Origin of the sequence: Brevundimonas pondensis (assembly GCF_017487345.1) — a bacterium.
Taxonomy (GTDB): domain Bacteria; phylum Pseudomonadota; class Alphaproteobacteria; order Caulobacterales; family Caulobacteraceae; genus Brevundimonas; species Brevundimonas pondensis.
Genome location: NZ_CP062006.1, coordinates 643,222 through 665,297, shown reverse-complemented (window position 1 = coordinate 665,297; position 22,076 = coordinate 643,222). Strand labels below are relative to the sequence as shown.

Here is a 22,076-nt window from a genome sequence, read left to right as displayed (position 1 = left end):
CCTTACCTTGGGTCAGCAATCGGTGACTTTTCGTCAGCACACGATGACTTTCAGGCCCGCCCGGCCATCGGTCCAGAGGCGCAGGGGGCGAAACTGACGTCCACCCGGCTGCGGTGACAACTCAGATCATTACGGACCGCCCCGCCGACCCGACACAGGCCGATCAGATCGCCGTCCACGCCGGCTTGATGCGCCACGATCAGGTCCAGAAGCCGTTCGGCCTCGGCCAGTGACGCCGGCTTCTGATCCAGCAGCCAGGCTTCCACCGCGTCGAGATCGACCGACAGCCCGCCGACGCGGACCGCCCCCTCGACCTTGCGTCTATTCCATTGATGCAGCAGCGCGCGCGCCGCCTCCATGGTCCATTCTTGCGCCATCACGCCCCTCCCGGGCGAAACGTCGGTCGGCCATAACCTCCCAGACGCCGAAGAACACCGTAATGCTGACAAGGGTCCAAACGCCCCACAGCAGGGTTACCAAAGCCCAGGCCAGTCGCTCCTGCGCGAGGAAGGGTGCGAAATGCCCGAGCAGGCCGATCAGCTGGAAGCCTGCCGCCAGCACCAGCCACCATCGCCCCCCGCGCTCAGCCAGCCCCCACAGGAACAGAAAGCAGAGCAGGTCCATCGACAGCAGCCCCGCCCGCATCCCGTTCCACGTGACTTCAGTCAGCGCGAACGACCCGATCTGGGTCAGGGTCATGACCAGCACCGCCAGACGATCGTCCAGCCGCCCCTTCCACAGCAGAAGGGAAAAGCCGACGGCGTTGGCTGTGATGAGGGTAATCTGAAGAGGATGCATCCTCAGGCTCCGGCGCGCTGCGCACGACAGGGAACAGCCGACCTTGGCCGCGAAATTATCTGAATCTGACGCCCACGCCCACCTCCGATGACGGCCATGTCACCGCAGGCGATGGATCAGCTCTAGAACGGGATTGGCGAGACTGGCGCCGACCGCGGCGATCAACAGCCAGGCAAGCGCCCAGCCCAGGATCAGCCACAGCAGGGAGCCCCCCAGCTTCCTGGGTCGGCGCCAGCCGTCCAATGCGATGTACCGCTCATAGAGCGACCGCCGCATCTTCCCGTTCTCGAGCACTGTCAAAAGCGCTGCGGAGACAGGAGGAGATGGCTTGACCGAGGGGGCTTCGGATATGGGGGTTGATCCCCCTGAGTAGGAATCACTCAGTCGGCGCGCCGCCTGCAACCGATCGGAAACGCCCAGCTTTTCATAGGCGCGATGCAGGTGATTCTGGACGGTGCGCGGCGACAGATTCAGTTGCTGCGCGATCTCCTTGTCACCCAGACGGCGGCCGGCAAGCAGGACGATTTCTCGTTCGCGAGGGGTCAGCCTGGGATTTTCTGCGTCTAGGGTCACGAAGGCAGCGTTAACGATTCAACGCATGGTTCGTCCAGAGATGGAAACGAGCGCCTCGAGGTTTTACTTACGTCGTGGTTATTAGGTGTCACGCCATCAATCAGCGCGGCAGGGCGCGATCCAGCACTCTTCGAGTATCGATCGCGCCGTCCACGGCTCCATAAAATCGACCTTGCGGCTGCAGCCGCAACCGGCAGAAAAGGTGGGCGATCGGACTTTCACCCTCCAGCAGCACCGCCGCCTGCAGCGCCAGCGCCAGACGTTCGACGGTCCAGCGGGCGTTCGCTTCCGACGCCTCCGTCAGGTCCAGATCGGCGATCCAGGCGTCATAGACAGCATCAGGCCCGCGCTGGGCCTGAAGGAAGGCGTGCAAGGCCGCGACCGCTTCGGGCTCGCGGCCGAAAGCACGCAGGACATCCAGGGCGATGACGTTGCCCGAGCCTTCCCAGATGGCGTTGAGCGGCGACTGGCGGAACAGGCGCGGCATGGGGCCGGTCTCGACGTAGCCGGCGCCGCCCAGGCTCTCCATCGCCTCATAGACCATCCCGGGCGCGCGCTTGCAGACCCAGTATTTGGCGATGGGGGTGGCCAGACGGGCCAGCGGGTCCTCCTGATCAAAGGCCTGTGCCAGACGCAGGGACAGGGCCGTGGCCGCCTCGCTCTCGACCGCCAGATCCGTCAGGACAGCCGCCATCATCGGCTGGTCGATCAACCGCTTCTGGAAGACTGTGCGGTGGGCGGCGTGCCAGACGGCTTGCGCCAGGGCGCCGCGCATCTGCTGGGCCGAGCCGATCACGCAGTCCAGCCGCGTATGCTGGACCATACGGATGATGGCGGCCACGCCCCGCCCCTCCTCGCCGATCCTCTGGGCAAGGGCGCCGTGATATTCGACCTCGGACGAGGCGTTGGAACGGTCGCCCATCTTGTCCTTCAGCCGCATGACCCGGAACCCGGCGTTGCGCGTCCCGTCCGGCAACCAGCGCGGCAGCAGGAAACAGGTCAGGCCGCCCGGCGCCTGGGCCAGGGTCAGGAAGGCGTCGGACATGGGCGCCGAACAGAACCACTTGTGCCCCGTCACGCGATACCAGCCCTCCTCGCCCGTCGGCTCGGCGCGGGTGGCGTTGGCGCGCACGTCGGACCCGCCCTGCTTCTCGGTCATGGCCATGCCGATGGTCACGCCCGCCTTGTCGGTCGCGGGCCGGACGGCGGGGTCGTAGCGCCCGCCCTTGATCTTCTCGACCCATGAAGCGCCGACGCCGGGTTCGACCATCAGGGCCGGAACCGAGGCGTAGGTCATGGTCATGGGACAGCTGGTGCCCGAATCCGCCTGTCCCGTCAGGAACAGGATGGCGGCGTGCAGGACGTGGCCGTTGGCCGTCCCGTCCCAGGCGGCGGAGGCCAGCCCCGCCTCAAGCCCGAGTTGCATCAGCTGATGATAGGCAGGATGAAAGGTCACCTCGTCGATGCGGCGGCCATAGCGGTCATGGGTGTCCAGCACCGGCGGCACGCGGTTGGCCTGAACGCCCCAATCGATAACCTCAGCCGAGCCGCAGCGGGCGCCGAGCGCCGTCAGCCGCATCTCATGCTGTTCTCCGCCCGCGCGCCGCACGGCGTCCAGCAGCGCCCGGTCGCCGGTGAACAGGTTGACGTCCTCCAGCGGCGGCGGCTGGTTGGTCACCTCATGGGTGTCCAGGTCGGCGACGGGACGGAAGGACGACATGGGCGGGCTCCCTTCAGGCTCGGAGCCAGCATGGCACGGCCCGCGCGCGAGCGGCTAGTCCGACCGCTTCTGCACCGCGCCGACATGCCCGACGCCGCGTCGCGCCGCGATCTCCATCTGCTTCTGCCGCTCGGCGTAGCCTTCGCGCTGTTTGTCCGAGCGCGCAGCGTGGCACCGCTCGCAGCAGACGCCCTCGGCATAGAGGGGCGACAGGCGCGCCTCGGGGCTGACCGGCATGCGGCAGCCGCGGCACAGGCTGTGGTCGCCTTCCTTCAGACCATGCCCGACCGCCACGCGCTCGTCGAAGACGAAGCAGTCGCCGCGCCACAGGCTCTCGGGTTCGGGGATGGTCTCGAGGTATTTCAGGATGCCGCCTTCCAGATGGAAGACCTGCTCGACGCCCTCGGCCTTGAGGAAGGCTGTGGCCTTTTCACAGCGAATGCCGCCGGTGCAATACATGGCGACCTTGGGCGGATTGGGCCGGTCCAAAAGGGCGCGACCCTCGGTCCTGAACCAGTCGGGAAATTCTCGGAAGGTGCGGGTGTTGGGCTGGATCGCGCCCTCGAAGACGCCGACCTCGACCTCATAGTCGTTGCGCGTATCGATGACGATCGTGTCGGGATCAGCGATCAGGGCGTTCCAGTCCTGGGGCGAGACATAGGCGCCGACGCCGTCCACCGGGTCGATGTCGGTCACGCCCATGGTGACGATCTCGGCCTTCAGCCGCACCTTCATGCGGTGAAACGGCATGGCCTCGGCGGTCGAGTATTTCAGTTCCAGCCGGTCGAAACCCGGCAGGGACCGCACCCCGTCCACGACGCGGGCGACGGCGGCCTCGGGTCCGGCGATGGTGCCGTTGATCCCCTCGTGCGCCACCAGCAGGGTGCCGCGCACCTCGTCCCCGCACAGGTCCAGCAGTCGCACGCGCACGACCTCGCGATCCTCTATGGCCGCGAAGCGATAGAGGGCGGCGACGCAGACGGGCGAGGCGGTTTCAGACATCGGGGCGACGGTCCGGGTGGAAGGCGAAAGGAGCAGCGGCCTCTATAGGGGCTACGACCGGGCGCGTCATCGCCGCCCTTTTCGGCGAAGTCATGATGAAGCGGGCGAAAGTCGTCGCCTCGCCTTGCCAAGCCGCCGCCAAAGGGGTGCAGTAGGGCGTCACCCCGCAGTCACCGATCGGGCGCCGTCATCCTGATGTTCAGTTCCAGCCGGTCCGCGTCATGACCGCTCCTGAAACCGCCCCCCCGGCGCGCACCGGGGCGCTGGCGCCGCTGAAGCATCCGATCTTCCGCGCCGTCTGGATCACCAGCCTGGTGACGAATTTCGGGGGCCTGATCCAGTCGGTCGGCGCCGCCTGGATGATGTCCTCCATCGCCTCGGCCCAGATGGTGGCCCTGGTCCAGGCCTCGGTCACCCTGCCCATCATGCTGCTGTCGCTGGCGGCGGGCGCCCTGGCCGACACGGTGGACCGGCGCAAGATCATGCTGGCGGCCCAGAGTTTCATGCTGCTGGTCTCGGCCGGACTGGCTGTCATGACCTATTTCGGACTGATCACACCCTGGGTCCTGCTCGGCTTCACCTTCATGATCGGTTGCGGCACGGCCTTCAACGGCCCGGCCTGGCAGGCCTCGGTCGGCGACATGGTCCCGCGTGAGGATCTGGCCGGGGCCGTGACCCTGAACTCCATGGGCTTCAACCTGGCGCGCAGCGTCGGCCCGGCCATCGGCGGCATGATCGTGGCGGCGGCGGGGGCGGCGGCGGCTTTCGCCGTCAACGCCGTCAGCTATCTGGGCCTACTGGTCGTCCTGTTCCGCTGGAAGCCCGACCGGCCCAAGCAGACCCTGCCGCGCGAGGGCCTGCTTGCGGCTATGGCCGGGGGCCTGCGGTACGCCTTCCTGTCGCCGCGGGTGACGGCCGTGCTGCTGCGCGCCGTGGTCTTCGGCGTCGGGGCCAGCGCGGTTCAGGCCCTGATGCCGCTGGTGGCGCGCGAGGGCGGCGGCGGACCTCTGGCCTTCGGCCTGCTGCTGGGCGCCTTCGGCGTGGGCGCGGTCGGCGGCGCCCTGTTCGTCGGCAGGCTGCGCGCGAAATACGAGACGGAGACCGTAGTGCGCGTCTCCACCCTGGCCTTCGCCGTCGCGGCCGCCGTGGTCGGCTTCAGCCCCTGGCTGGCCCTGACCCTGCCGGCCCTGATGGTCGCCGGGGCAGGCTGGGTGCTGACCCTGTCCAGCTTCAACGTCACGGTGCAGATGTCTGTGCCGCGCTGGGTCGTGGCGCGGGCCCTGGCTCTCTATCAGATGGCGGCCTTCGGCGGCATGGCGGGCGGCAGCTGGCTTTGGGGCTCGCTGGCCCAGACGCAGGGGCTGGACATGGCGCTCGGCCTGTCGGCCGGGGTGCTGGTCCTGTGCGTCCTGATCGGGCTGCGGGTCCCCCTGCCCTCGACCGCCAACCTGAACATGGACCTGCTGCGGCGCTGGACCGAACCCGAGACGCAACTGCCGATCGAGCCGCGCAGCGGTCCGGTCGTCGTCTCCATCGCCTATCGCATCCGCGAAGAGGACATCGACGCCTTCCTGGCCGTGATGGACGAGCGCCGCCGCGTCCGCCGTCGCGACGGCGCCCGCCAGTGGCGTCTGATGCGCGACCTGGCCGAGCCCGACGTCTGGGTCGAGAAATACCAGACCGCGACCTGGCTGGATTACGTCCGCCACAACCAGCGCATCACCCAGGCCGACGCCGACATCTCTCAGCGCATCTACGCCCTGCATCAGGGGCCGGACAAACCGGTGGTGCATCGCCTGATCGAACGGACGACCGCGCCTCTGGCCGCCAACCTGCACGGCGACCGCCACTATGGCGAGCCGCTGACGGACGCGACACGGTCGTCCTGACCGCTCAATAGAAAAGGCCGCGCCCGAGCGATCGGACGCGGCCCTTCCCTGTCGATGTCGTGAGTCTAGTGCGGCGAGGCGACCGGGCCTTCGCTGTCACGACCCTTGGTGCGGGCGCAGGCCACGGCGAAGACGGTCAGCATCAGATAGCCCGCCACCGGCACGAAGAAGCCCAGGTGAATGTCGCCCGAGCGGTCGGCCACCTGCGCCGCCAGCAGGGGCAGCAAGGCCCCGCCGATGATGCCGAAGACCAGCAGGCCCGAGGTCGCTGCGGCCGGCGCCGAGGACCGCTCCAGCGTCAGGGTGAAGATGCTGGGGAACATGATGGAGTTGAAGAAGCCGACGGCCAGCGCCGCATAGGCCGCCGTGACGCCGCCCGTCTGGGTCACCAGCAGGCACAGCGAGGCCGCGACCACGGTGCAGATGCTCAGCAACACGCCGGCGTGTATGCGGGTCAGCAGCCAGGAACCGATGAAGCGCCCGACCATGGCCCCGCCCCAGTAGAGGGCGACCATCTTGCCCGCCTCGTGAACCGGAATGTTCAGGATGTCGGGGCCGGACAGGAAGTTGGTCAGCATGTTGCCGATGGCCACCTCGGAACCGACGTAGATGAAGATGGCCAAGGCGCCGAACAGGGCCCAGCGCGACTTCAACGCCGACGCGATGGCGGCGGCGCCGACCGGTTCCGCCGCATCATGGGCCGGGGCGGCGTCGTTGATCTGTTTCCGGGCCGAGAAGATGAAGGCGGCGATTAGGGCGAAGAAGGCGCCCATGCCCAGGAAGGCGATGTCGATGCTGCGCAGGGACTCGCCGCGCGTGGCCACGGTGACGACCGCCCCGGCGGCGAAGACCCCGCCGGTCAGCAGGACGTGCGCCCCCAGCCACGGCCCGACCGTCGCCCCGAGCGAGTTGAAGGCCTGGGAGAAGACCAGACGGAAGTGCGAGCTCTTCTTGGTGCCCAGTTCCGCCACCAGAGGATTAGCGGCCACCTGCAACAGGGTCACGCCCGAGGCGATGACGAACAGGGCCAGCAGGATGCCGGGATAGAAGTCGATGATGGTGGCTGCCGGCACGATCAGGCAGCCCAGGACCATGGTCAGCAAGGCGGCGATGATCGAGCGGCTGTAGCCCAGCCGCGACAGCACCGCCGCCGCCGGCAGCGAGGCCACGCCATAGGCGATGAACCAGGCGAAGGTGGTCAGGAAGGATTCAGTGTAGCTGAGATCGAACACCCGCCGCACCGCCGCGATCAGCGGATCGATCAGCGAGGTGGCGAAGCCCCAGGCGAAGAAGAGGCTGGTGACATAGGCGAAGGCGAGGCCCGTGCCGCGCGGCGCGGCCCCCGTCCCGTTTTGCGGTTGGCTCATGGTCGCTCCCCGAAGGACCGCGACGACGGCGCCGCGATTTACAAGAACTGTCTAGGCAAGTCAGCGCGGCGTCCAGAGCGGGCGCCGGCCCGTAAATCATGCTGAGGCAAAAAGAGGGGGCCGGCCTCGAAAGACACGGCCCCCAGTCGGCTCAGAAGAGAGAAGGGATCAGAAGCGGTAGTTGACGCCGACCAGGAAGGTGCGGCCGTACTTCTGGAAGTCGATGGTGCGGCGTTCGTCGCCGTTCTCGAAGGTCTTGAACGGCTCGTCGGTCAGGTTGTTGACCTGGGCTAGGATCGACAGACCCTCGGCCGGACCCGACTGGAACTCATAGCCAATCTGGGCGTCGATGATGCTTTCCGCCGCGACCGAGCGCAGGGTGCGGCCGTTGCCGAAGCCGGCGACCTCGCCCAGGAAGTCCGAACGGTAGCGGTGCGAGACGCGGGCCTGGAAGCCGGCCTTTTCATAATAGACCGTCGTATTGACCACGGTTTCCGACAGACCCGGCAAGGCCGTCGGGGCCTGGGTCGGATCAGGCTGGATCTCGCTGTCGGTCCAGGAGGCGCTGAACTGGCCGCCGAAGCCTTCCAGCATCGGGTGGAAGATTTCGAACGGCGCCGAAACCGTGAACTCCGCCCCCTTGATCCAGCCGCCGTCGCCGTTGTCCGGCGCCCCGATCAGACCCTGACGCAGAGCCGGTTCAGGGTTGCCGACGCCGATCGGATAGCCGGTGAAGTCGAAAATCTGGTTGTGGTTGTAAACATAGCTCTCGAGGTTCTTGTAGTAGGCCGCCAGCGAGACATAGCCCCGACGGTTGGCGAAATACTTCTCGATCGAGATGTCGGCCACATCAGCGATAAAGGGACGCAGCTCCGGGTTGCCGCCGCCGCCCGACCAGGGCGAGCGATTGATGTCGCCCGACTGGGCCAGGGCCGGATTGTAGCTGTAGTTCCGCGAGGCCCGCATGTCGTCCATGCGCGGACGGGCCAGGGTGCGGGCCGCCGCGAAGCGAACGAACAGGTCGTCGCCGGCCTCCACGATGAAGTTGGCGCTGGGCAGGATCTCCAGGTATTCCGCGCCGCCTTGCACGGCGAGTGTCTGCGACACGCCCGGCGCCAGCTGGCTGGCCGAGAAGCCGCTCGACGACTGATCGGTATGGACAGCTTGAACGCCGACGTTGCCGGTCAGCGGCATGCCCCACAGGTTGTGATCGATATTGGCGCGGATGAAGCTGGTGGTGACCTTCTCCGTCACTTCCCAGTTGCCGGCCGCGACGTCGGCGTTGGGGTTGCGGATGCGATTCAGGGCGCCGCTGTTGACCAAGGCCAGGGCGTCATAGCTGATGACCTGCGAGATGCCGAGATAGCCCAGATCCGTCGGCGACAGCAGGAACTGCGTCGGGATGGACAGATCGCCGCCGCCCGGCACGGCCAGATAGTACTGGTCGTTGACGAAGGACTTGCTGCGTTCCGAATAGTTGACGCCGAAGTCGATCGAGCTGAACGGGCTCTGATGCAGTTGGCGGGTGGTCACAAAGCGGACCGCCTTGATCTCGTCCTCGATGGAGGGGGTGTTCATATAGCCGGCCTGACCGCCCGGAATCACGTCGCCGCCCCAGCCCTGCGGGCTGGTGATCCTGATCAAGGCCGGATCGGCGTAGTTCAGCTGGCTGGTGAAGCGGGTCACACCATCGCCGGTCAGCTCGAAGCCCAGGGTATCCAGAGCCCCGTTGATATTGCGGCCGGTGCCGGCGTTGGTCTCCAGGATGATGTCGTTTCGCTCGACCTTGGAGTAGTTGAGGTCCAGGTTGAACGACCAGTCGTCATTGGCGAAGAACTCGGTGTTCCAGCCGATCGCCGTGATGTTGCTGTCGCGCTTGTTCAGGTCGTTGCGGACCACGCCCTTGATGTTGTCCCACGTCCCGGCGACGATCATGCCGTCCTCGACGGTGTAGCCGGGGCGCAGCGACGGACCGGGACGGCAGACGTTCGGCGTGGCCACATTGCCGACCGAGGCGCAGTCGCCCGACGATCCGCCCCAGGCCAGCGGGAACTCGATGCCGCGCAGGACCTGGGTGTTCTTGAACTCGGAGTAGAAGGCGTCCAGCGTGGTGTGGAACCGATCGTTCGGACGCCATTCCAGCACGCCCATATAGCCGTCGCGCTCCAGCTCCGACGACATGACATAGGGCTTGACCCCGCCGGTCAGCAGGTTGCCGTCGCTGTAGGTCGGATAGCCCCAGGCGTTGAAGCGTTCCGACTGATAGGGCGATGTCATGTGGGCGTAGCCCAGGGCGATGCCGATGGTGTCGTCAGCGAACTGGTCGACGTAGCTGAGGGTGTAGCGCTGGCCGTGGTCGGTGGTGCCCGAGTTCAGGGCGCCGATGTCGTTCCACTCATAGCGGGCGTTGGCCACGATGGCCCGGCGGCCGTAGTCCAGCGGACGGATGGTCTTCATGTCGACCGTGCCGGCCAGGCCCTGGCCGGTCAGGGCGGCGTCGGGCGTCTTGTAGACCACGACGCTGGACATCATTTCCGAGGGGAACTGGTCGAACTCGACGCCGCGGTTGTCACCGGTCGTGACCATCTCGCGCCCGTTCAGTAGGGCGGTGGTGAAATCCGGGCCCAGACCGCGAATGGAGATCAGCTGGCTGCGGCCGTCGAGGCGCTGCATCGTCACGCCGGGCAGGCGGGCCAGGGACTCGGCGATCGACACGTCGGGCAGCTTGCCGATGTCTTCAGCCGAGATGACTTCGACGATCGAGGTGTTGTTGGCCTTGGCCGAGATCGAGGCCTCGATCGAGCGGCGGATGCCGGTGACGACGATCTCGTCGACCTGGGTCGCCTGCTCGTCCTGCGAAGCCGTCTGCGCCTGAACGCCGCCCGCGAGAGCCAGGGTCATGACGACGCCCAAGGCGCCGCCGGTCATGAGGCGCGCACGCCGGGTGAAGCCATAAGCCATCGTCATCCTCCCATGTGTGTCGCTCTCTGATGAAGCGATCTGACGCAAACTTATGCAAATCTATGACAACCTTGCAAGCCGGTAATATTTGAGGCCGGACAATGTTCGCTCGAAAACCCCACAGAATGGCCCATTATTGCGACGCAACATGGGAGCCTTCTTGGAAAACAAGGCAAAAACGGCGCAGTTGACAGGCCTGCCCGTCGCTGCAAAAACTTGCAAATCGATCTTTCCGGCATCGTATCGGAAGGACAGGACAGGGAGGGCCGCCAATGCCCAGGACGCCACGCCGCTGGAACGCTCTGCTCGGAGCCGTGTCCGGACTGAGCCTGCTGGCCGCCGGAGCCGCCGCAGCCCAGACGCCCGCCGCCTCGACCATCGAGGCCATGCGCCAGCGCCCGCCCCAGGACGAGGTCATCTACTTCCTGCTGCCCGACCGTTTCGCCAACGGCGACGCCGCCAACGACCACGGCGGCTATGCGCCCGACCGACTGGTCAGCGGCTTCGATCCGTCCAGCCCCGAATTCTATCACGGCGGCGACCTGGCCGGGGTGATCCAGAAGCTGGACTATCTGCAGGGCCTGGGCGCCACCGCCATCTGGCTGGCCCCCGTGTTCAAGAACAAGGCGGTGCAGCCGACGGTCGGCCGCCCCATGGCCGGCTTCCACGGCTACTGGATCACCGACTTCACCCGCCCCGATCCCCACTTCGGCGAGCCGGAGACGATGAAGGCCCTGGTCGAGGCGGCCCATGCGCGCGGCATGAAGGTCTATCTGGACATCGTCACCAACCATACGGCCGACGTGATCCAGTATCGCGAATGCCCGGCCAATGACTGCGCCTATCGTTCGGTCGCCGACTATCCCTACGCCCGTCGCGGCGGCGTGGACGGGGCGGCGATCAACGACGGCTTCCGGGGCGACGGGGATGCGTCGGACTTCGCCAAACTGACCGATCCGACCTGGGCGTACACGCCCTACATCCCGGCTGGCGAAGAGACGGTGAAGGTCCCGGCCTGGCTGAACGACCCCCTACTCTACCACAACCGGGGCGACTCGACCTTCCGGGGCGAGAGCTCGACCCACGGCGACTTCGCCGGTCTGGACGACCTGTTCACCGAGAACCCGCGCGTGGTTCAAGGCATGATCGAGATCTTCGGCGACTGGATCGACGCCTACGGGATCGACGGCTTCCGCATCGACACCGCCAAGCATGTGAACCCCGAGTTCTGGCAGGCCTTCGTCCCGGCCATGCTGGAGCGGGCCAAGGCCCGCGGCATCCCCAACTTCCACATCTTCGGCGAGGTCTATGACCACGACCCGGCGGCCCTGGCCCAGCACACGCGGGTCGACAAGCTGCCCGCCGTGCTCGACTTCGGCTTCCAGTCGGTCGCCACCGACGTGGCCAATGGCGCCAAGGCCCCGGACTCCCTGGCCAAGCTGTTCGCCGCCGACGCCCTGTATGAAGGCGGGGCTGAGGCCGCGCTGCAACTGCCGACCTTCCTGGGCAATCACGACATGGGCCGCATCGGCGGTTTCGTGCTGAAGGCCCACCCGCAGGCGTCGGATGACGAACTGCTGGCCCGCGCCACCCTCGCCCACGCCCTGATGATGTTCAGCCGGGGCGTGCCCACCCTCTACTACGGCGATGAACAGGGCTTCGCGGGCGGCGGCGGCTATGGCGGCGGGCGTCAGGACATGTGGGACGGCCAGGTCGAAAGCTATCGCACCGAACAGCGCATCGGCGGCCTGCGTAATCCCTACGACCGCGAAGCCCCGCTTTATCGCGCCATCAGCGAAATGGCCCGGCTGCGCGCCGCCGACCCGGCCCTGCGTCGCGGCCGACAGACGGTGCGCGCCGCCGCCGAGGCGCCCGGTCTGTTCGCCATCACCCGCGCCCTGCCCGATCAGGACGGCGAGACCCTGGTGGTGTTCAACACCGGAACCGAACCTCTGAGCGCCAACATCGTGGTCAACGCCGCCTCGACCCGCTGGACCGCATCACGCGGGTCCTGCCCCACAGCTTCCGCCGCCCCCGGCGTGGTCCGCGTGACCGTGCCGCCGCTCGACTACATGATCTGCGTTTCCGAAGGCCCCGCCCAGTGACCCTTGCGACCCTCCCCGTCGTCCCCTCTCCGGAGCAGGCCCACCAGGAATGGTGGCGCGGCGCCGTCGTCTATCAGGTCTATCCGCGCAGCTTCGCCGACACGAACGGCGACGGCGTCGGCGATCTGAACGGCATCACGGCGCACCTCGATCATATCGCCTCGCTGGGCGTGGACGCGGTGTGGATCTCGCCCTTCTACACCTCGCCGATGAAGGACTTCGGCTATGACGTCGCCGACTATTGCGACGTCGATCCGGTGTTCGGGACCCTGGCCGACTTCGACCGACTGGTGGAGAAGGCGCACGGCCTGGGGCTGAAGGTCATCGTCGATCAGGTCTGGTCGCATACCTCTGACCAGCATGCGTGGTTCAAGGCCAGCCGTCAGGACCGCACCAACGCCTACGCCGACTGGTACGTCTGGGCCGACCCCAAGGCCGACGGCTCGCCGCCCAACAACTGGCAGTCCGTCTTCGGCGGGCCGGGCTGGACCTGGGACGCGCGGCGTGGCCAATATTATCAGCACAACTTCCTGCCCGAGCAGCCGCAGCTGAACGGCCGCAACCCGGCGGTGCAGGACGCCCTTCTGGCCGCCGGTCGGTTCTGGCTGGATCGCGGGGTGGACGGCTTCCGGCTGGACGCCATCAACTTCATGATCAACGACCCCTCGCTGAAGGACAATCCAGCCTTCCCGGCGGGCGGCAAGCGGACCCGGCCCTTCGACTTCCAGGACAAGATCTACAACCAGTCCCACCCCGACATCGCCCCCTTCCTGGAGCGGGTGCGCGCCCTGACCGATAGCTACGGCGACGGACGCTTCACCGTGGCCGAGGTCGGCGGCGACCACGCCGACCGCGAGATGAAGGAATACACGGCCGACGACCGTCACCTGCACAGCGCCTACGGCTTCCTCTACCTCTACGCCGAGCGGATGCTGGCCGATCTGGTGAAGACCGGCGCGGCCATGTGGCCGGGCGCGCAGGGCGAAGGCTGGCCGTCCTGGACCTTCTCCAACCACGACGCCCCGCGCGCCATCTCGCGCTGGGCCGAGGGCCGCGACGAGCGGGCGCTGGCCGAGATGCTGATGCTGCTGCTGGTATCCCTGCGCGGCAATGTCTTCGTCTATTACGGCGAGGAGCTGGGCCTACCGCAGGGCGAGGTGCCGTTCGAACGTCTGGTCGATCCCGAGGCCATCGCCAACTGGCCGCAGACTTTGGGCCGCGACGGCGCCCGCACCCCGATGCCGTGGACGGCGAAGGCTCCCTTCGCCGGTTTCTCAACCGTCGAGCCCTGGCTGCCGGTGGACGCGCGCCATCCAGCGATGGCCGTGGACGTCCAGAACGCCGACCCGAAGTCCATGCTGAACGCCACCCGCCGCATCCTGGCCCTGCGCCGCGCCCATCCGGCGCTGCGGGTCGGCGAGATGACTGTGCTGACGACCGCGCCGGTCCTGACCTTCACCCGCGAAGGCGGCGGCGAGGCCCTGCTGGCGGCCTTCAACCTGGGGCATGAGGCGCAAGCTTGGACCGCGCCAGCGGGCTATACCGTCATCGACGCCGTGAACCTTGGCGAGGCCGGAACCCTGCCGCCGCTGGGCGGCGTCCTGCTGCGCAAAGAGGCGGGCTGAAGTGGGATCAGCCGCCGCAGCTCTCGCGCACGATGAGGTCGGTAGGCACGCGCTCCGAACGGCCGGCGGCGTCGCCGCCGTGGTCCAGCAGCTTGGACACCATCAGGCGGCCCGCCTTCATGGTGTCCTGGGCGATAGTGCTGAGCGCAGGGCTCGAGTAGCGGCTGAAGGGCACGTTATCGAAGCCGATGACCGAGACGTCGCCCGGCACCGTGCGGCCCGCATGGATCAGGGCGCGCACGGCGCCCAGGGCGATCTGGTCGCTCGCGCAGACCACGCCGTCGAAATCCACGCCACGCCGGATCAGGGACTCGACCGAGGCCTCAGCGGACTCGACCTCGAAATGGGCGTCCACGATCAGGGCCGGATCGACCGGCAGGCCCGCGCTGGCGAGCGCATCCAGATAGCCGCGATGGCGCTGCATGGCCTCGGGCGGATCGAGGTCGCCCAGGAAGACGATGCGTTTACGCCCCAGTCGGGCCAGATGCAGGGTCGCCCGGCGCCCGCCGTTGATATTGTCCGAACCGATCGAGCAGTAGAGCTGATCGGGCAGTTCCGCGCCCCAGACGACGAAGCGCGCCTCGGTTTCGACCAGTCGGTTGAAGGCGGCGTGCAGGGTGCTCTGGCCCAGGAAGATGACGCCGTCTGCGCGGCTGGTGGTCATGGCGGCGGCCACGTCCTCATAGGTCGCAGGGGCCAGGTGGCTCATGATCAGGTCGCAGCCGCGCTCGCGCGCCGCCTCGCCCACCCCGGCCAGAAGCTCGAGGAAGAAGGGGTCGCTGAGGCGCCCTTCGCGCCCCTGCGGACGCGGCACCACCAGGGCGATGGTCGCCTCGGCGCCGATGGGACCGGCGGGCATGTAGCGGCGGAACGGATAGTCGTGCTCGCGCGCCAGCTTCCAGATCAACTGCTTGGTCCGGTCGTTGACCGCCGGGTGGTCGTTCAGGGCGCGCGACGCCGTGGAGATCGAAACCCCCGCCAGCTGGGCCAGGTCTTCCAGTCGCGTGGACTTGCGGCTCAAGGGTCGCGGGCTCCGAAATCAGTCGCTGCAAAATTTGCTGCAAATCTTGCTCTTTCATGCGCCCGTCAAACGGCGTCTGGCAAGAGCCTTCGTAACAGGACGTGATTATGTTGAAACGCCGGTCATTCCTCGCCCTCGGGACCGTCTCCGCTCTCGCCTTCGGCGCGCCTGTTGCGGCGCAGACGACCTCGAACGCCGTGCGCGCCTCGTCGCCGGGCGGGGTGCTGACGATCGAGATGGCCACCGACAACGACGGGCGTCCGACCTATGCGGTCAGCCGTCTGGGCCGCAAGGTGGTGGACACCTCATGGCTGGGCTTCCTGCTGACCGACGCCCCCATGCTGGAACGCAACATGACCCTGACGGCGGGCGCCCCCGTCACGGTGGACGAGACCTGGGAGCAGCCCTGGGGCGAGCGCCGTTATGTGCGCAACCACTACAACGAATGGCGGGTCACCTTCACCGAGAAGGCGGGTCTGCGCCGTCGCTTCGACGTGGTCTGCCGCCTCTATGACGACGGTCTGGGCTTCCGCTACGAATTCCCCGAGCAGGACGGGTTGAAGACCGTCTGCATCGGCGCCGAACTGACCGAGTTCAACCTGTCCGAGGACGGCGAGGCCTGGTGGATCCCGGCCTGGGAATGGAACCGCGAGGAGTACCTCTACAACCGTACCCGTATCGACGCGGTCGGCAGCGCCCAGACGCCGATGACCGTGCGGGGCGACAGCGGCCTGCACGTCTCGATCCACGAGGCGGCCCTGATCGACTATGCGGGCATGAACCTGCGCCGCGCCGAGGGGCTGAAGTTCCGCGCCCAGCTGACGCCCGGCCTGACCAACGCCGCCGTGGTGCGGCAGGCGCCCTTCCATACGCCGTGGCGCACCCTGCAGATCAGCGACAGCGCCGCCGGTCTGGTCGAATCCAGCCTGATCCTGAACCTGAACGAGCCCAACAAGCTGGGCGACGTCAGCTGGTTCAAGCCGATGAAATACCTCGGCGTCTGGTGGGAGATGCACCTGGAGCTGAAGTCCTGGGGTTCCGGCCCGAAACACGGCGCCACCACCGAAAACGCCATCAAGCACATCGACTTCGCCGCCGAACACGGCTTCGGCGGGGTGCTGGTCGAGGGCTGGAACAAGGGCTGGGACGGCGACTGGTTCGCCAACGGCTCGGACTTCAGCTTCACCGAATCCTATCCCGACTTCGACATCGAGCGGGTGACGGCGCACGGCCGGGCCAGGGGCGTGCAACTGATCGGCCACCATGAAACCGGCGGCAACGCCTTCCACTATGAGCCGCAGATGGAGGCGGGCTTCGCCCTGTATCAACGGCTTGGCATGCATTCGGTGAAGACCGGCTATGTCGCCGACGCGGGCGGGGCGCGGGTGGCCGGACCCGACGGCCGCGCCGTCATGGCCTGGCATGAGAGCCAGCCCATGGCCCAGCACCACATGCGCGTCATCGAGACGGCGGCGAAGCACCAGGTCGCGGTCAACGCCCACGAGCCGTTCAAGGACACCGGCCTGCGCCGCACCTACCCCAACATGATCAGCCGCGAAGGCGCGCGGGGCATGGAGTTCAGCGCCTGGGGCCAGCCGGGCAACCCGCCCGAGCACGAGGCCAATCTGGTCTTCACCCGCCTGCTGGCCGGGCCGATGGACTATACGCCCGGCATCTTCGGCATGGAGACGCGCAGCCCCGGCGGCATCCAGACCACCTGGGCCAAGCAGCTGGCCCTCTATGTCGTCATCTACAGCCCGATCCAGATGGCGGCGGACCTGCTGGTCCACTACGAGGCCAACCCCGCGCCCTTCCAGTTCATCAAGGACGTGCCGGTCGACTGGGCCGAGACCAAGGTTCTGGACGGCGAGATCGGCGACTTCGTCGTCATCGCCCGCAAGGATCGCCATTCCGACGTCTGGGCCCTGGGCGCCGTATCGGACGAACATCCGCGCAGCCTGAGCGCCTCGCTGAGCTTCCTCGACGCCGGCCGTCGCTATCGCGCGGAGATCTATCGCGACGGGCCGAACGCCGACTATCGCGGGAAGCGCGAGGACATCGTCATCGAGCAGCGCGAAGTCACGTCCGCTGATACCCTGACGCTGAACCTGGCCCCCGGCGGCGGTCAGGCCATCCGCTTCGTGCCGCTGGGAAGGAAGTCGCGCCGATGAGCGAAGCCGCCCCCGTCCTGTCCGCTGAAGGCCGGACGCCGCGCGCCACGCGTCCACGCCTGCCCATGTGGGCGATCTGGAACATGTGCGTCGGCTTCTTCGGCATCCAGATCGGCTTTGGTCTGCAGAACGCCAACACCAGCCGCATCTTCCAGACCCTGGGCGCCGAGATCGACAGCCTGGCCATCCTGTGGATCGCCGCGCCGGTGACGGGCCTGCTGGTCCAGCCGATCATCGGCCACTTCAGCGACAAGACCTGGGGGCGGCTGGGCCGTCGCCGGCCCTACTTCCTGTTCGGGGCCCTGCTGACCTCGGCGGCCCTGGTAGCGATGCCGAACAGCCCGACCCTGTGGTTCGCCGCCGCCATGCTGTGGATCATGGACGCCTCGATCAACATCACCATGGAGCCGTTCCGCGCCTTCGTCGGCGACAACCTCCCGGAAGAGCAGCGCACCACCGGCTATGCGATGCAGAGCTTCTTCATCGGGACGGGGGCGGTCTTCGCCTCGGTCCTGCCGTGGCTGCTATCCAACGTCTTCCACGTCGCCTCGACGGCGGCGGAAGGGGCCGTGCCGCTGTCGGTCAAGCTCGCCTTCTACATCGGCGCGGCGGGCCTGCTGGGCACGGTGCTGTGGACCGTCTTCACGACCAAGGAATACAGCCCGGCCGAGATCGCCGCCTTTGACGGAGTGGCCGAGAACGACCCGGTTCCGGCCTCGCCGGAACGGGGCGCTGGCCTCTATAGCCTGGGCGGCCTGACCTTCCTGGGTCTGGGCGCGGCGGTCGCCGCCGTGGTCTTCGCCTCAGGGTGGGAGAAGGAGCTCTATATCCTGGCCGGCGCCCTGGCGGTGTTCGGCGCCCTGCAACTGGCCACCGCCGCCTATCGCCGCGCCGCGCGGACCAACGGCCTGACGGAGATTCTCGACGACATCTTCGCCATGCCCGACACCATGAAGGGTCTGGCCGTGGTGCAGTTCTTCAGCTGGTTCGCCCTGTTCGCCATGTGGATCTACACCACCGCCACGGTGACGGCGGTCCACTATGGCTCCTCCGATCCGACCAGCGCCGCCTATAACGCCGGGGCCGACTGGGTGGGGGTGCTGTTCGGGGTCTATAACGGGGTGGCGGCGCTGGCCGCCTTCCTGATCCCCGTCGTGGCCCGAAAGACGGGTCGGCGCGGCGCCCACGCCATCAATCTGGTGCTCGGGGGCCTGGGCCTGATCGGCGTGGCCATGATCCGCGATCCGGCCCTGCTGTGGCTGCCGATGATCGGGGTGGGCTTCGCCTGGGCCTCGATTCTGTCCATGCCCTACGCCATCCTGGCGGGCGCCCTGCCGGGGCGGAAGATGGGCGTCTACATGGGCGTCTTCAACATCTTCATCGTCGTGCCGCAACTGCTGGCCGCGACCATCCTGGGCCTGATCCTGAAACACCTGTTCGCGGGTCAGGCGGTCTACGCCCTGATCATCGGCGGCGTCAGCTTCTTCATCGCCGCCGTCTCGGCCCTGTTCGTGCGGGAGCACAAGGCATGAGCCTGTCGCGCCGCATGACTCTGGGCCTGCTGGCCGCCCTGCCCTTCGCAAGCAGGGCCGCAGCGGATATCCCCGTTGACGGCAAGCTGGTCGAACACCCGGACTTCACCTCCGCCCACGTCCAGCCGAGGAACATCACCGTCTGGCTGCCGCCCGGCTATGAGGCGGGTTCAAGCCGCCATCCCGTCCTCTACATGCACGACGGTCAGAACCTGTTCGACGCCTCCAAGGCCAACTTCGGCGAATGGTGCGTCGACGAGCATCTGGGCCGACTGATCGCCAACGGCCAGGTCCGCGCCCCCATCGTCGTCGGCATCTGGAACACGCCGCTTCGCTTACGTGAATACGTCCCCGCCGACCTGATCAAGGCCCTGCCCGCTGATGTCCGCGACGACGTCCAGGCCATCTATGGCGGCGCGCCGCTGTCGGACACCTACCTGCGCTTCATGGTCGAGGAGCTGAAGCCCTTCATCGACCAGACCTATCGCACCCTGACCGGGCCGGCCGACACCCTGATCAGCGGCTCCAGCATGGGCGGGCTGATCTCACTCTATGCGGTGATGAAACATCCCGAGGTCTTCGGCGCCGCCGCCTGCCTGTCGACCCACTGGCCGCTGCGCATCGACGGACTGGACGACCCGGCGGCCCTGGCCGTCTGGCGCGACCAGGTGGTCGGAGCCTGGACCCGCGTGGTGGCCGAGGGCTTGCCGACGCCGGGGTCGCACCGCTTCTACTTCGATCGCGGCGACGAGACCCTGGATCAGTTCTACGCCGTCTTCCAGAGCCGCATCGACGCCGTCTTCCGCGAGCGCGGCTACGGCCCGCGCGACTTCCAGACCCTGCTGTTCCCCGGCGCCCAGCACAATGAGGCCTCGTGGAACGGCCGCCTCGACGTGCCGCTGAAATTCCTGCTGACGCCTGCCTGAGTGAGAGATTTTCCCATGCGTGTTTTCAAGAGCCTGATCCTCGCCGGCGCCGCCGCCTCCGTCCTGACCGGCGCCGCCCATGCCCAGGTCGCCCCCGGCGCGCCGGGCGAGACCCCGACCTGGGCCTATGCCGCCAAGGTCGGCGCGGGCACGGCCTATGAGGCCTATGTCGACGGCGCCTATCGCGACGGCGGGCCGACCGGGACCGTCTCCAAGGTCTGGTTCTCCATCGCCGACGGGGTGCTGACCGAGACCATGTACGGCCTGATCCACGAGGCCCAGATCAAGCAACTGCGCCTGGCCGTGATGACCGACAGCGGTCTGGCGGTCGAGGGCGCAGACACCGACTTCACCATCGACTACCTGCACAAGGACGCCGAGAGCCGCCCCCTGTCGCCCGCCTATCGCGTGACGACGACGGACAAGGCCGGGCGTTTCGCCATCGACAAGCAGGTCTTCACCGACCCCGACCGTCAGGCCCTGGTCCTGCGCGTCACCGTGCGGGCGTTGAAGGGCGGCGTGACCCCCTATGTCCTGCTGGAGCCGCACATGGCCAACACCGGCGTGGACGACCGGGGCGAGGCGGCCGCGACCGACCTCTACGCCCACGAAGGCGACGTCCATCTTTCCTTACGTCCCAGCGCGCCGTTCGAGGCCGCCAGCGTCGGCTTCATGGGCGTATCGGACGGCCTGACCGGGTTGAAGGCCGGCGCCCTGCCCGCCTTCACAACCACGGGCGATGCGGGTGGAAACATCATGCTGACCGGCGCCCTGCCGCGCCTGGAACAGGGTCAGAGCCTGAGCCGCGACTTCGTCATCGGCTTCGGCGACAGCCGCGCCGCCGCTGAAGCCCAAGCCGACGCCGCCCTGGCCACAGGTTTGGACGAGGTGCTTAAGCGCTTCAACGGCGAGGGCGAGCGCGTGGGCTGGGAGGACTATGTCGCTTCCTTGACCGAACTGCCGCGCGTCGCGGCGCAGGGCGCGGACGGCGGCAAGCTGGCCTATGCCTCGGCGCTGATGCTGAAGGTGCAGGAGGACCACACCCACGCCGGCGCCCTGATCGCCTCCTTGTCCAACCCCTGGGGCGACACGGTGGACGCGTCCAAGCCCTCGACCGGCTACAAGGCGGTCTGGCCGCGCGACTTCTATCAGGTGGCCATGGCCTTTGCGGCCCTGGGCGACCGTGACACCCCGCTGGCGGCCTTCCACTACCTGCCCCAGGTCCAGGTCGGGCCGAACACGCCCGGCAACAAGGGCGACGGCGGCTGGTTCCTGCAGAAGACCCACGTGGACGGCACGCTGGAATGGATGGCGGTCCAGCTGGACCAGACGGCCATGCCTATCATGCTGGGCCATCGCCTGTGGACCATGGGCTGGCTGTCCGACGCCGACATGGCCGAGATGTATGCGAAGATGCTGAAGCCCGCGGCCGACTTCCTGGTCGACGGCGGTCAGGTGGACATCGACTGGAACCGGAACGAGATCCGTCCGCCCTTCACCCAGCAGGAACGTTGGGAGGAGCAGCAGGGCTATTCCCCGTCCAGCACCGCCGCCGTGGTGGCCGGTCTGACGGTGGCCGCCGAGATGGCGCGGGCCGCAGGCGATGCGCCGGGCGCCGCGCGCTATCAGACCGCCGCCGATCGCTACGCCTCGCAGATCGAGGCCATCATGTTCACCACCAACGGCGATTTCGGTGACGGGCGCTACTATGTCCGCATCACCCGCAACACCGATCCGAACGACAAGGCCCCGATCGGCGAGGCCAATGGCCAGATCACGCCGCCCGAGGACCGCGTAATCGACGGCGGCTTCCTGGAGCTGGTGCGTTATGGCGTGCGGGCCGCCGATGACGAGCATGTCGTGGCGACCCTGGGCGAGTACGACGACACGGCGCGCGAGGACATGTACCGCGTCCGCTACGACTTCGGCCCGGCGGACGACACGACGCCCGGCTGGCGCCGCTATGGCGTCGACGGCTATGGCGAGGACGTGTCGGACGGCAAGGGTTACGGCGTCGGCGGGATCATGGCGCCGGGCCAACGCGGCCGGGTCTGGCCCTTCTTCACCGGCGAACGCGGCCACTATGAACTGGCTCGCGCGCTTCAGGCCGGAACCGCCGACGCGGCGTCGCTGACCGCCATCCGCCAGACCTATGTGCGCGGCATGGAGCGCTTCGCCAACGCCGGCCTGCTGCTGCCCGAACAGGTCTGGGACGGGGTCGGCGTTCCGACCGCACACCAGGAGGCCATGGGCGAAGGCACCAACTCGGCCACCCCCCTGGCCTGGACGCACGCCGAATACCTGAAGCTGCTGCGGTCGCTGGCGGACAGGGCGGTGTGGGACCGCTACGCCCCGGTCGAGGAACGCTTCATAAAGTGAGCAAATA

At 67.6% G+C, this 22,076-nt stretch carries 15 protein-coding genes; 7 read left to right on the top strand and 8 right to left on the bottom strand.

Annotation, left to right across the window (positions count from 1 at the left end):
• Nucleotides 1–50: 50 nt before the first annotated feature.
• From IFE19_RS03560 to trhO, 5 genes are all read right to left on the bottom strand, one after another.
• Entirely contained in the window at nt 51–377 is a 327-nt protein-coding gene (locus tag IFE19_RS03560) for a hypothetical protein (protein ID WP_225910378.1), read from the bottom strand.
• Nucleotides 322–798: a hypothetical protein gene (locus IFE19_RS03555; protein ID WP_225910377.1), complete on the bottom strand. Its 477-nt coding sequence runs from the start codon at nt 796–798 to the stop codon at nt 322–324. The genes IFE19_RS03560 and IFE19_RS03555 overlap by 56 nt, the downstream gene beginning before the upstream one ends.
• Before the next feature lie 99 nt (nt 799–897).
• Complete coding sequence (locus tag IFE19_RS03550) at nt 898–1,371, bottom strand: helix-turn-helix domain-containing protein (protein WP_207825721.1); 474 nt, start codon at nt 1,369–1,371, stop codon at nt 898–900.
• 100 nt (nt 1,372–1,471) lie between these two features.
• Complete coding sequence (locus IFE19_RS03545; RefSeq protein WP_207825719.1) at nt 1,472–3,091, bottom strand: acyl-CoA dehydrogenase family protein; 1,620 nt, start codon at nt 3,089–3,091, stop codon at nt 1,472–1,474.
• A 54-nt stretch (nt 3,092–3,145) separates the two neighbouring features.
• The gene (trhO, locus tag IFE19_RS03540; protein WP_207825717.1) at nt 3,146–4,093 is read right to left on the bottom strand and encodes an oxygen-dependent tRNA uridine(34) hydroxylase TrhO; all 948 of its coding nucleotides are present in this window, start codon (nt 4,091–4,093) and stop codon (nt 3,146–3,148) included.
• A 221-nt stretch (nt 4,094–4,314) separates the two neighbouring features.
• Here trhO and IFE19_RS03535 point away from each other — a divergent pair, with 221 nt between their 5' ends.
• Nucleotides 4,315–5,982, top strand: a complete 1,668-nt coding sequence (locus tag IFE19_RS03535) for an MFS transporter (RefSeq protein WP_207825715.1) — start codon at nt 4,315–4,317, stop codon at nt 5,980–5,982.
• Nucleotides 5,983–6,047: 65 nt separating this feature from the next.
• Here the strand turns inward: IFE19_RS03535 and IFE19_RS03530 are convergent, their stop codons facing one another.
• Nucleotides 6,048–7,349 (bottom strand): sugar MFS transporter, encoded by a 1,302-nt coding sequence (locus IFE19_RS03530; RefSeq protein ID WP_207825713.1) that lies wholly within the window; start codon nt 7,347–7,349, stop codon nt 6,048–6,050.
• Nucleotides 7,350–7,517: 168 nt separating this feature from the next.
• On the bottom strand, nt 7,518–10,310 hold the full coding sequence (locus tag IFE19_RS03525; protein ID WP_207825711.1) for a TonB-dependent receptor: 2,793 nt from the start codon (nt 10,308–10,310) through the stop codon (nt 7,518–7,520).
• A 272-nt stretch (nt 10,311–10,582) separates the two neighbouring features.
• On the opposite strand from IFE19_RS03525, the gene IFE19_RS03520 reads away from it, so the two are divergent.
• Both IFE19_RS03520 and IFE19_RS03515 read left to right on the top strand, forming a co-directional pair.
• A complete protein-coding gene (locus tag IFE19_RS03520; RefSeq protein WP_207825709.1) occupies nt 10,583–12,415 on the top strand; it encodes an alpha-amylase family glycosyl hydrolase in 1,833 nt (610 codons plus the stop codon).
• The gene (locus IFE19_RS03515; RefSeq protein WP_207825707.1) at nt 12,412–14,040 is read left to right on the top strand and encodes an alpha-amylase family glycosyl hydrolase; all 1,629 of its coding nucleotides are present in this window, start codon (nt 12,412–12,414) and stop codon (nt 14,038–14,040) included. The genes IFE19_RS03520 and IFE19_RS03515 overlap by 4 nt, the downstream gene beginning before the upstream one ends.
• Before the next feature lie 7 nt (nt 14,041–14,047).
• On the opposite strand, the gene IFE19_RS03510 is transcribed toward IFE19_RS03515, so the two are convergent.
• Nucleotides 14,048–15,061, bottom strand: coding sequence for a LacI family DNA-binding transcriptional regulator (locus IFE19_RS03510; RefSeq protein ID WP_207825705.1), 1,014 nt, complete (start codon nt 15,059–15,061; stop codon nt 14,048–14,050).
• A gap of 107 nt (nt 15,062–15,168) precedes the next feature.
• On the opposite strand from IFE19_RS03510, the gene IFE19_RS03505 reads away from it, so the two are divergent.
• Genes IFE19_RS03505 through IFE19_RS03490 form a run of 4 tightly spaced genes read left to right on the top strand, consistent with a single transcriptional unit; the run spans nt 15,169 to nt 22,069 of the window.
• Nucleotides 15,169–17,232, top strand: a complete 2,064-nt coding sequence (locus IFE19_RS03505; RefSeq protein ID WP_207825703.1) for a glycoside hydrolase family 97 protein — start codon at nt 15,169–15,171, stop codon at nt 17,230–17,232.
• Nucleotides 17,229–18,764: an MFS transporter gene (locus IFE19_RS03500; RefSeq protein WP_404822155.1), complete on the top strand. Its 1,536-nt coding sequence runs from the start codon at nt 17,229–17,231 to the stop codon at nt 18,762–18,764. Before IFE19_RS03505 ends, IFE19_RS03500 begins: the two co-directional genes overlap by 4 nt.
• A complete protein-coding gene (locus tag IFE19_RS03495; RefSeq protein ID WP_207825701.1) occupies nt 18,761–19,690 on the top strand; it encodes an alpha/beta hydrolase in 930 nt (309 codons plus the stop codon). Before IFE19_RS03500 ends, IFE19_RS03495 begins: the two co-directional genes overlap by 4 nt.
• Before the next feature lie 15 nt (nt 19,691–19,705).
• Complete coding sequence (locus IFE19_RS03490; RefSeq protein WP_207825700.1) at nt 19,706–22,069, top strand: glucan 1,4-alpha-glucosidase; 2,364 nt, start codon at nt 19,706–19,708, stop codon at nt 22,067–22,069.
• Nucleotides 22,070–22,076 lie beyond the last annotated feature (7 nt).

Excerpts from the sequence above, each read along its gene's own strand:
- IFE19_RS03535 (WP_207825715.1), top strand. The coding sequence starts at position 4,315 with ATGACCGCTCCTGAAACCGCCCCCCCGGCGCGCACCGGGGCGCTGGCG.
- IFE19_RS03495 (WP_207825701.1), top strand. The coding sequence starts at position 18,761 with ATGAGCCTGTCGCGCCGCATGACTCTGGGCCTGCTGGCCGCCCTGCCC.
- IFE19_RS03490 (WP_207825700.1), top strand. The coding sequence starts at position 19,706 with ATGCGTGTTTTCAAGAGCCTGATCCTCGCCGGCGCCGCCGCCTCCGTC.
- IFE19_RS03545 (WP_207825719.1), bottom strand. The coding sequence starts at position 3,091 with ATGTCGTCCTTCCGTCCCGTCGCCGACCTGGACACCCATGAGGTGACC.
- IFE19_RS03560 (WP_225910378.1), bottom strand. The coding sequence starts at position 377 with ATGGCGCAAGAATGGACCATGGAGGCGGCGCGCGCGCTGCTGCATCAA.
- IFE19_RS03530 (WP_207825713.1), bottom strand. The coding sequence starts at position 7,349 with ATGAGCCAACCGCAAAACGGGACGGGGGCCGCGCCGCGCGGCACGGGC.
- IFE19_RS03525 (WP_207825711.1), bottom strand. The coding sequence starts at position 10,310 with ATGGCTTATGGCTTCACCCGGCGTGCGCGCCTCATGACCGGCGGCGCC.
- IFE19_RS03520 (WP_207825709.1), top strand. The coding sequence starts at position 10,583 with ATGCCCAGGACGCCACGCCGCTGGAACGCTCTGCTCGGAGCCGTGTCC.
- IFE19_RS03555 (WP_225910377.1), bottom strand. The coding sequence starts at position 798 with ATGCATCCTCTTCAGATTACCCTCATCACAGCCAACGCCGTCGGCTTT.
- IFE19_RS03505 (WP_207825703.1), top strand. The coding sequence starts at position 15,169 with ATGTTGAAACGCCGGTCATTCCTCGCCCTCGGGACCGTCTCCGCTCTC.
- trhO (WP_207825717.1), bottom strand. The coding sequence starts at position 4,093 with ATGTCTGAAACCGCCTCGCCCGTCTGCGTCGCCGCCCTCTATCGCTTC.
- IFE19_RS03500 (WP_404822155.1), top strand. The coding sequence starts at position 17,229 with ATGAGCGAAGCCGCCCCCGTCCTGTCCGCTGAAGGCCGGACGCCGCGC.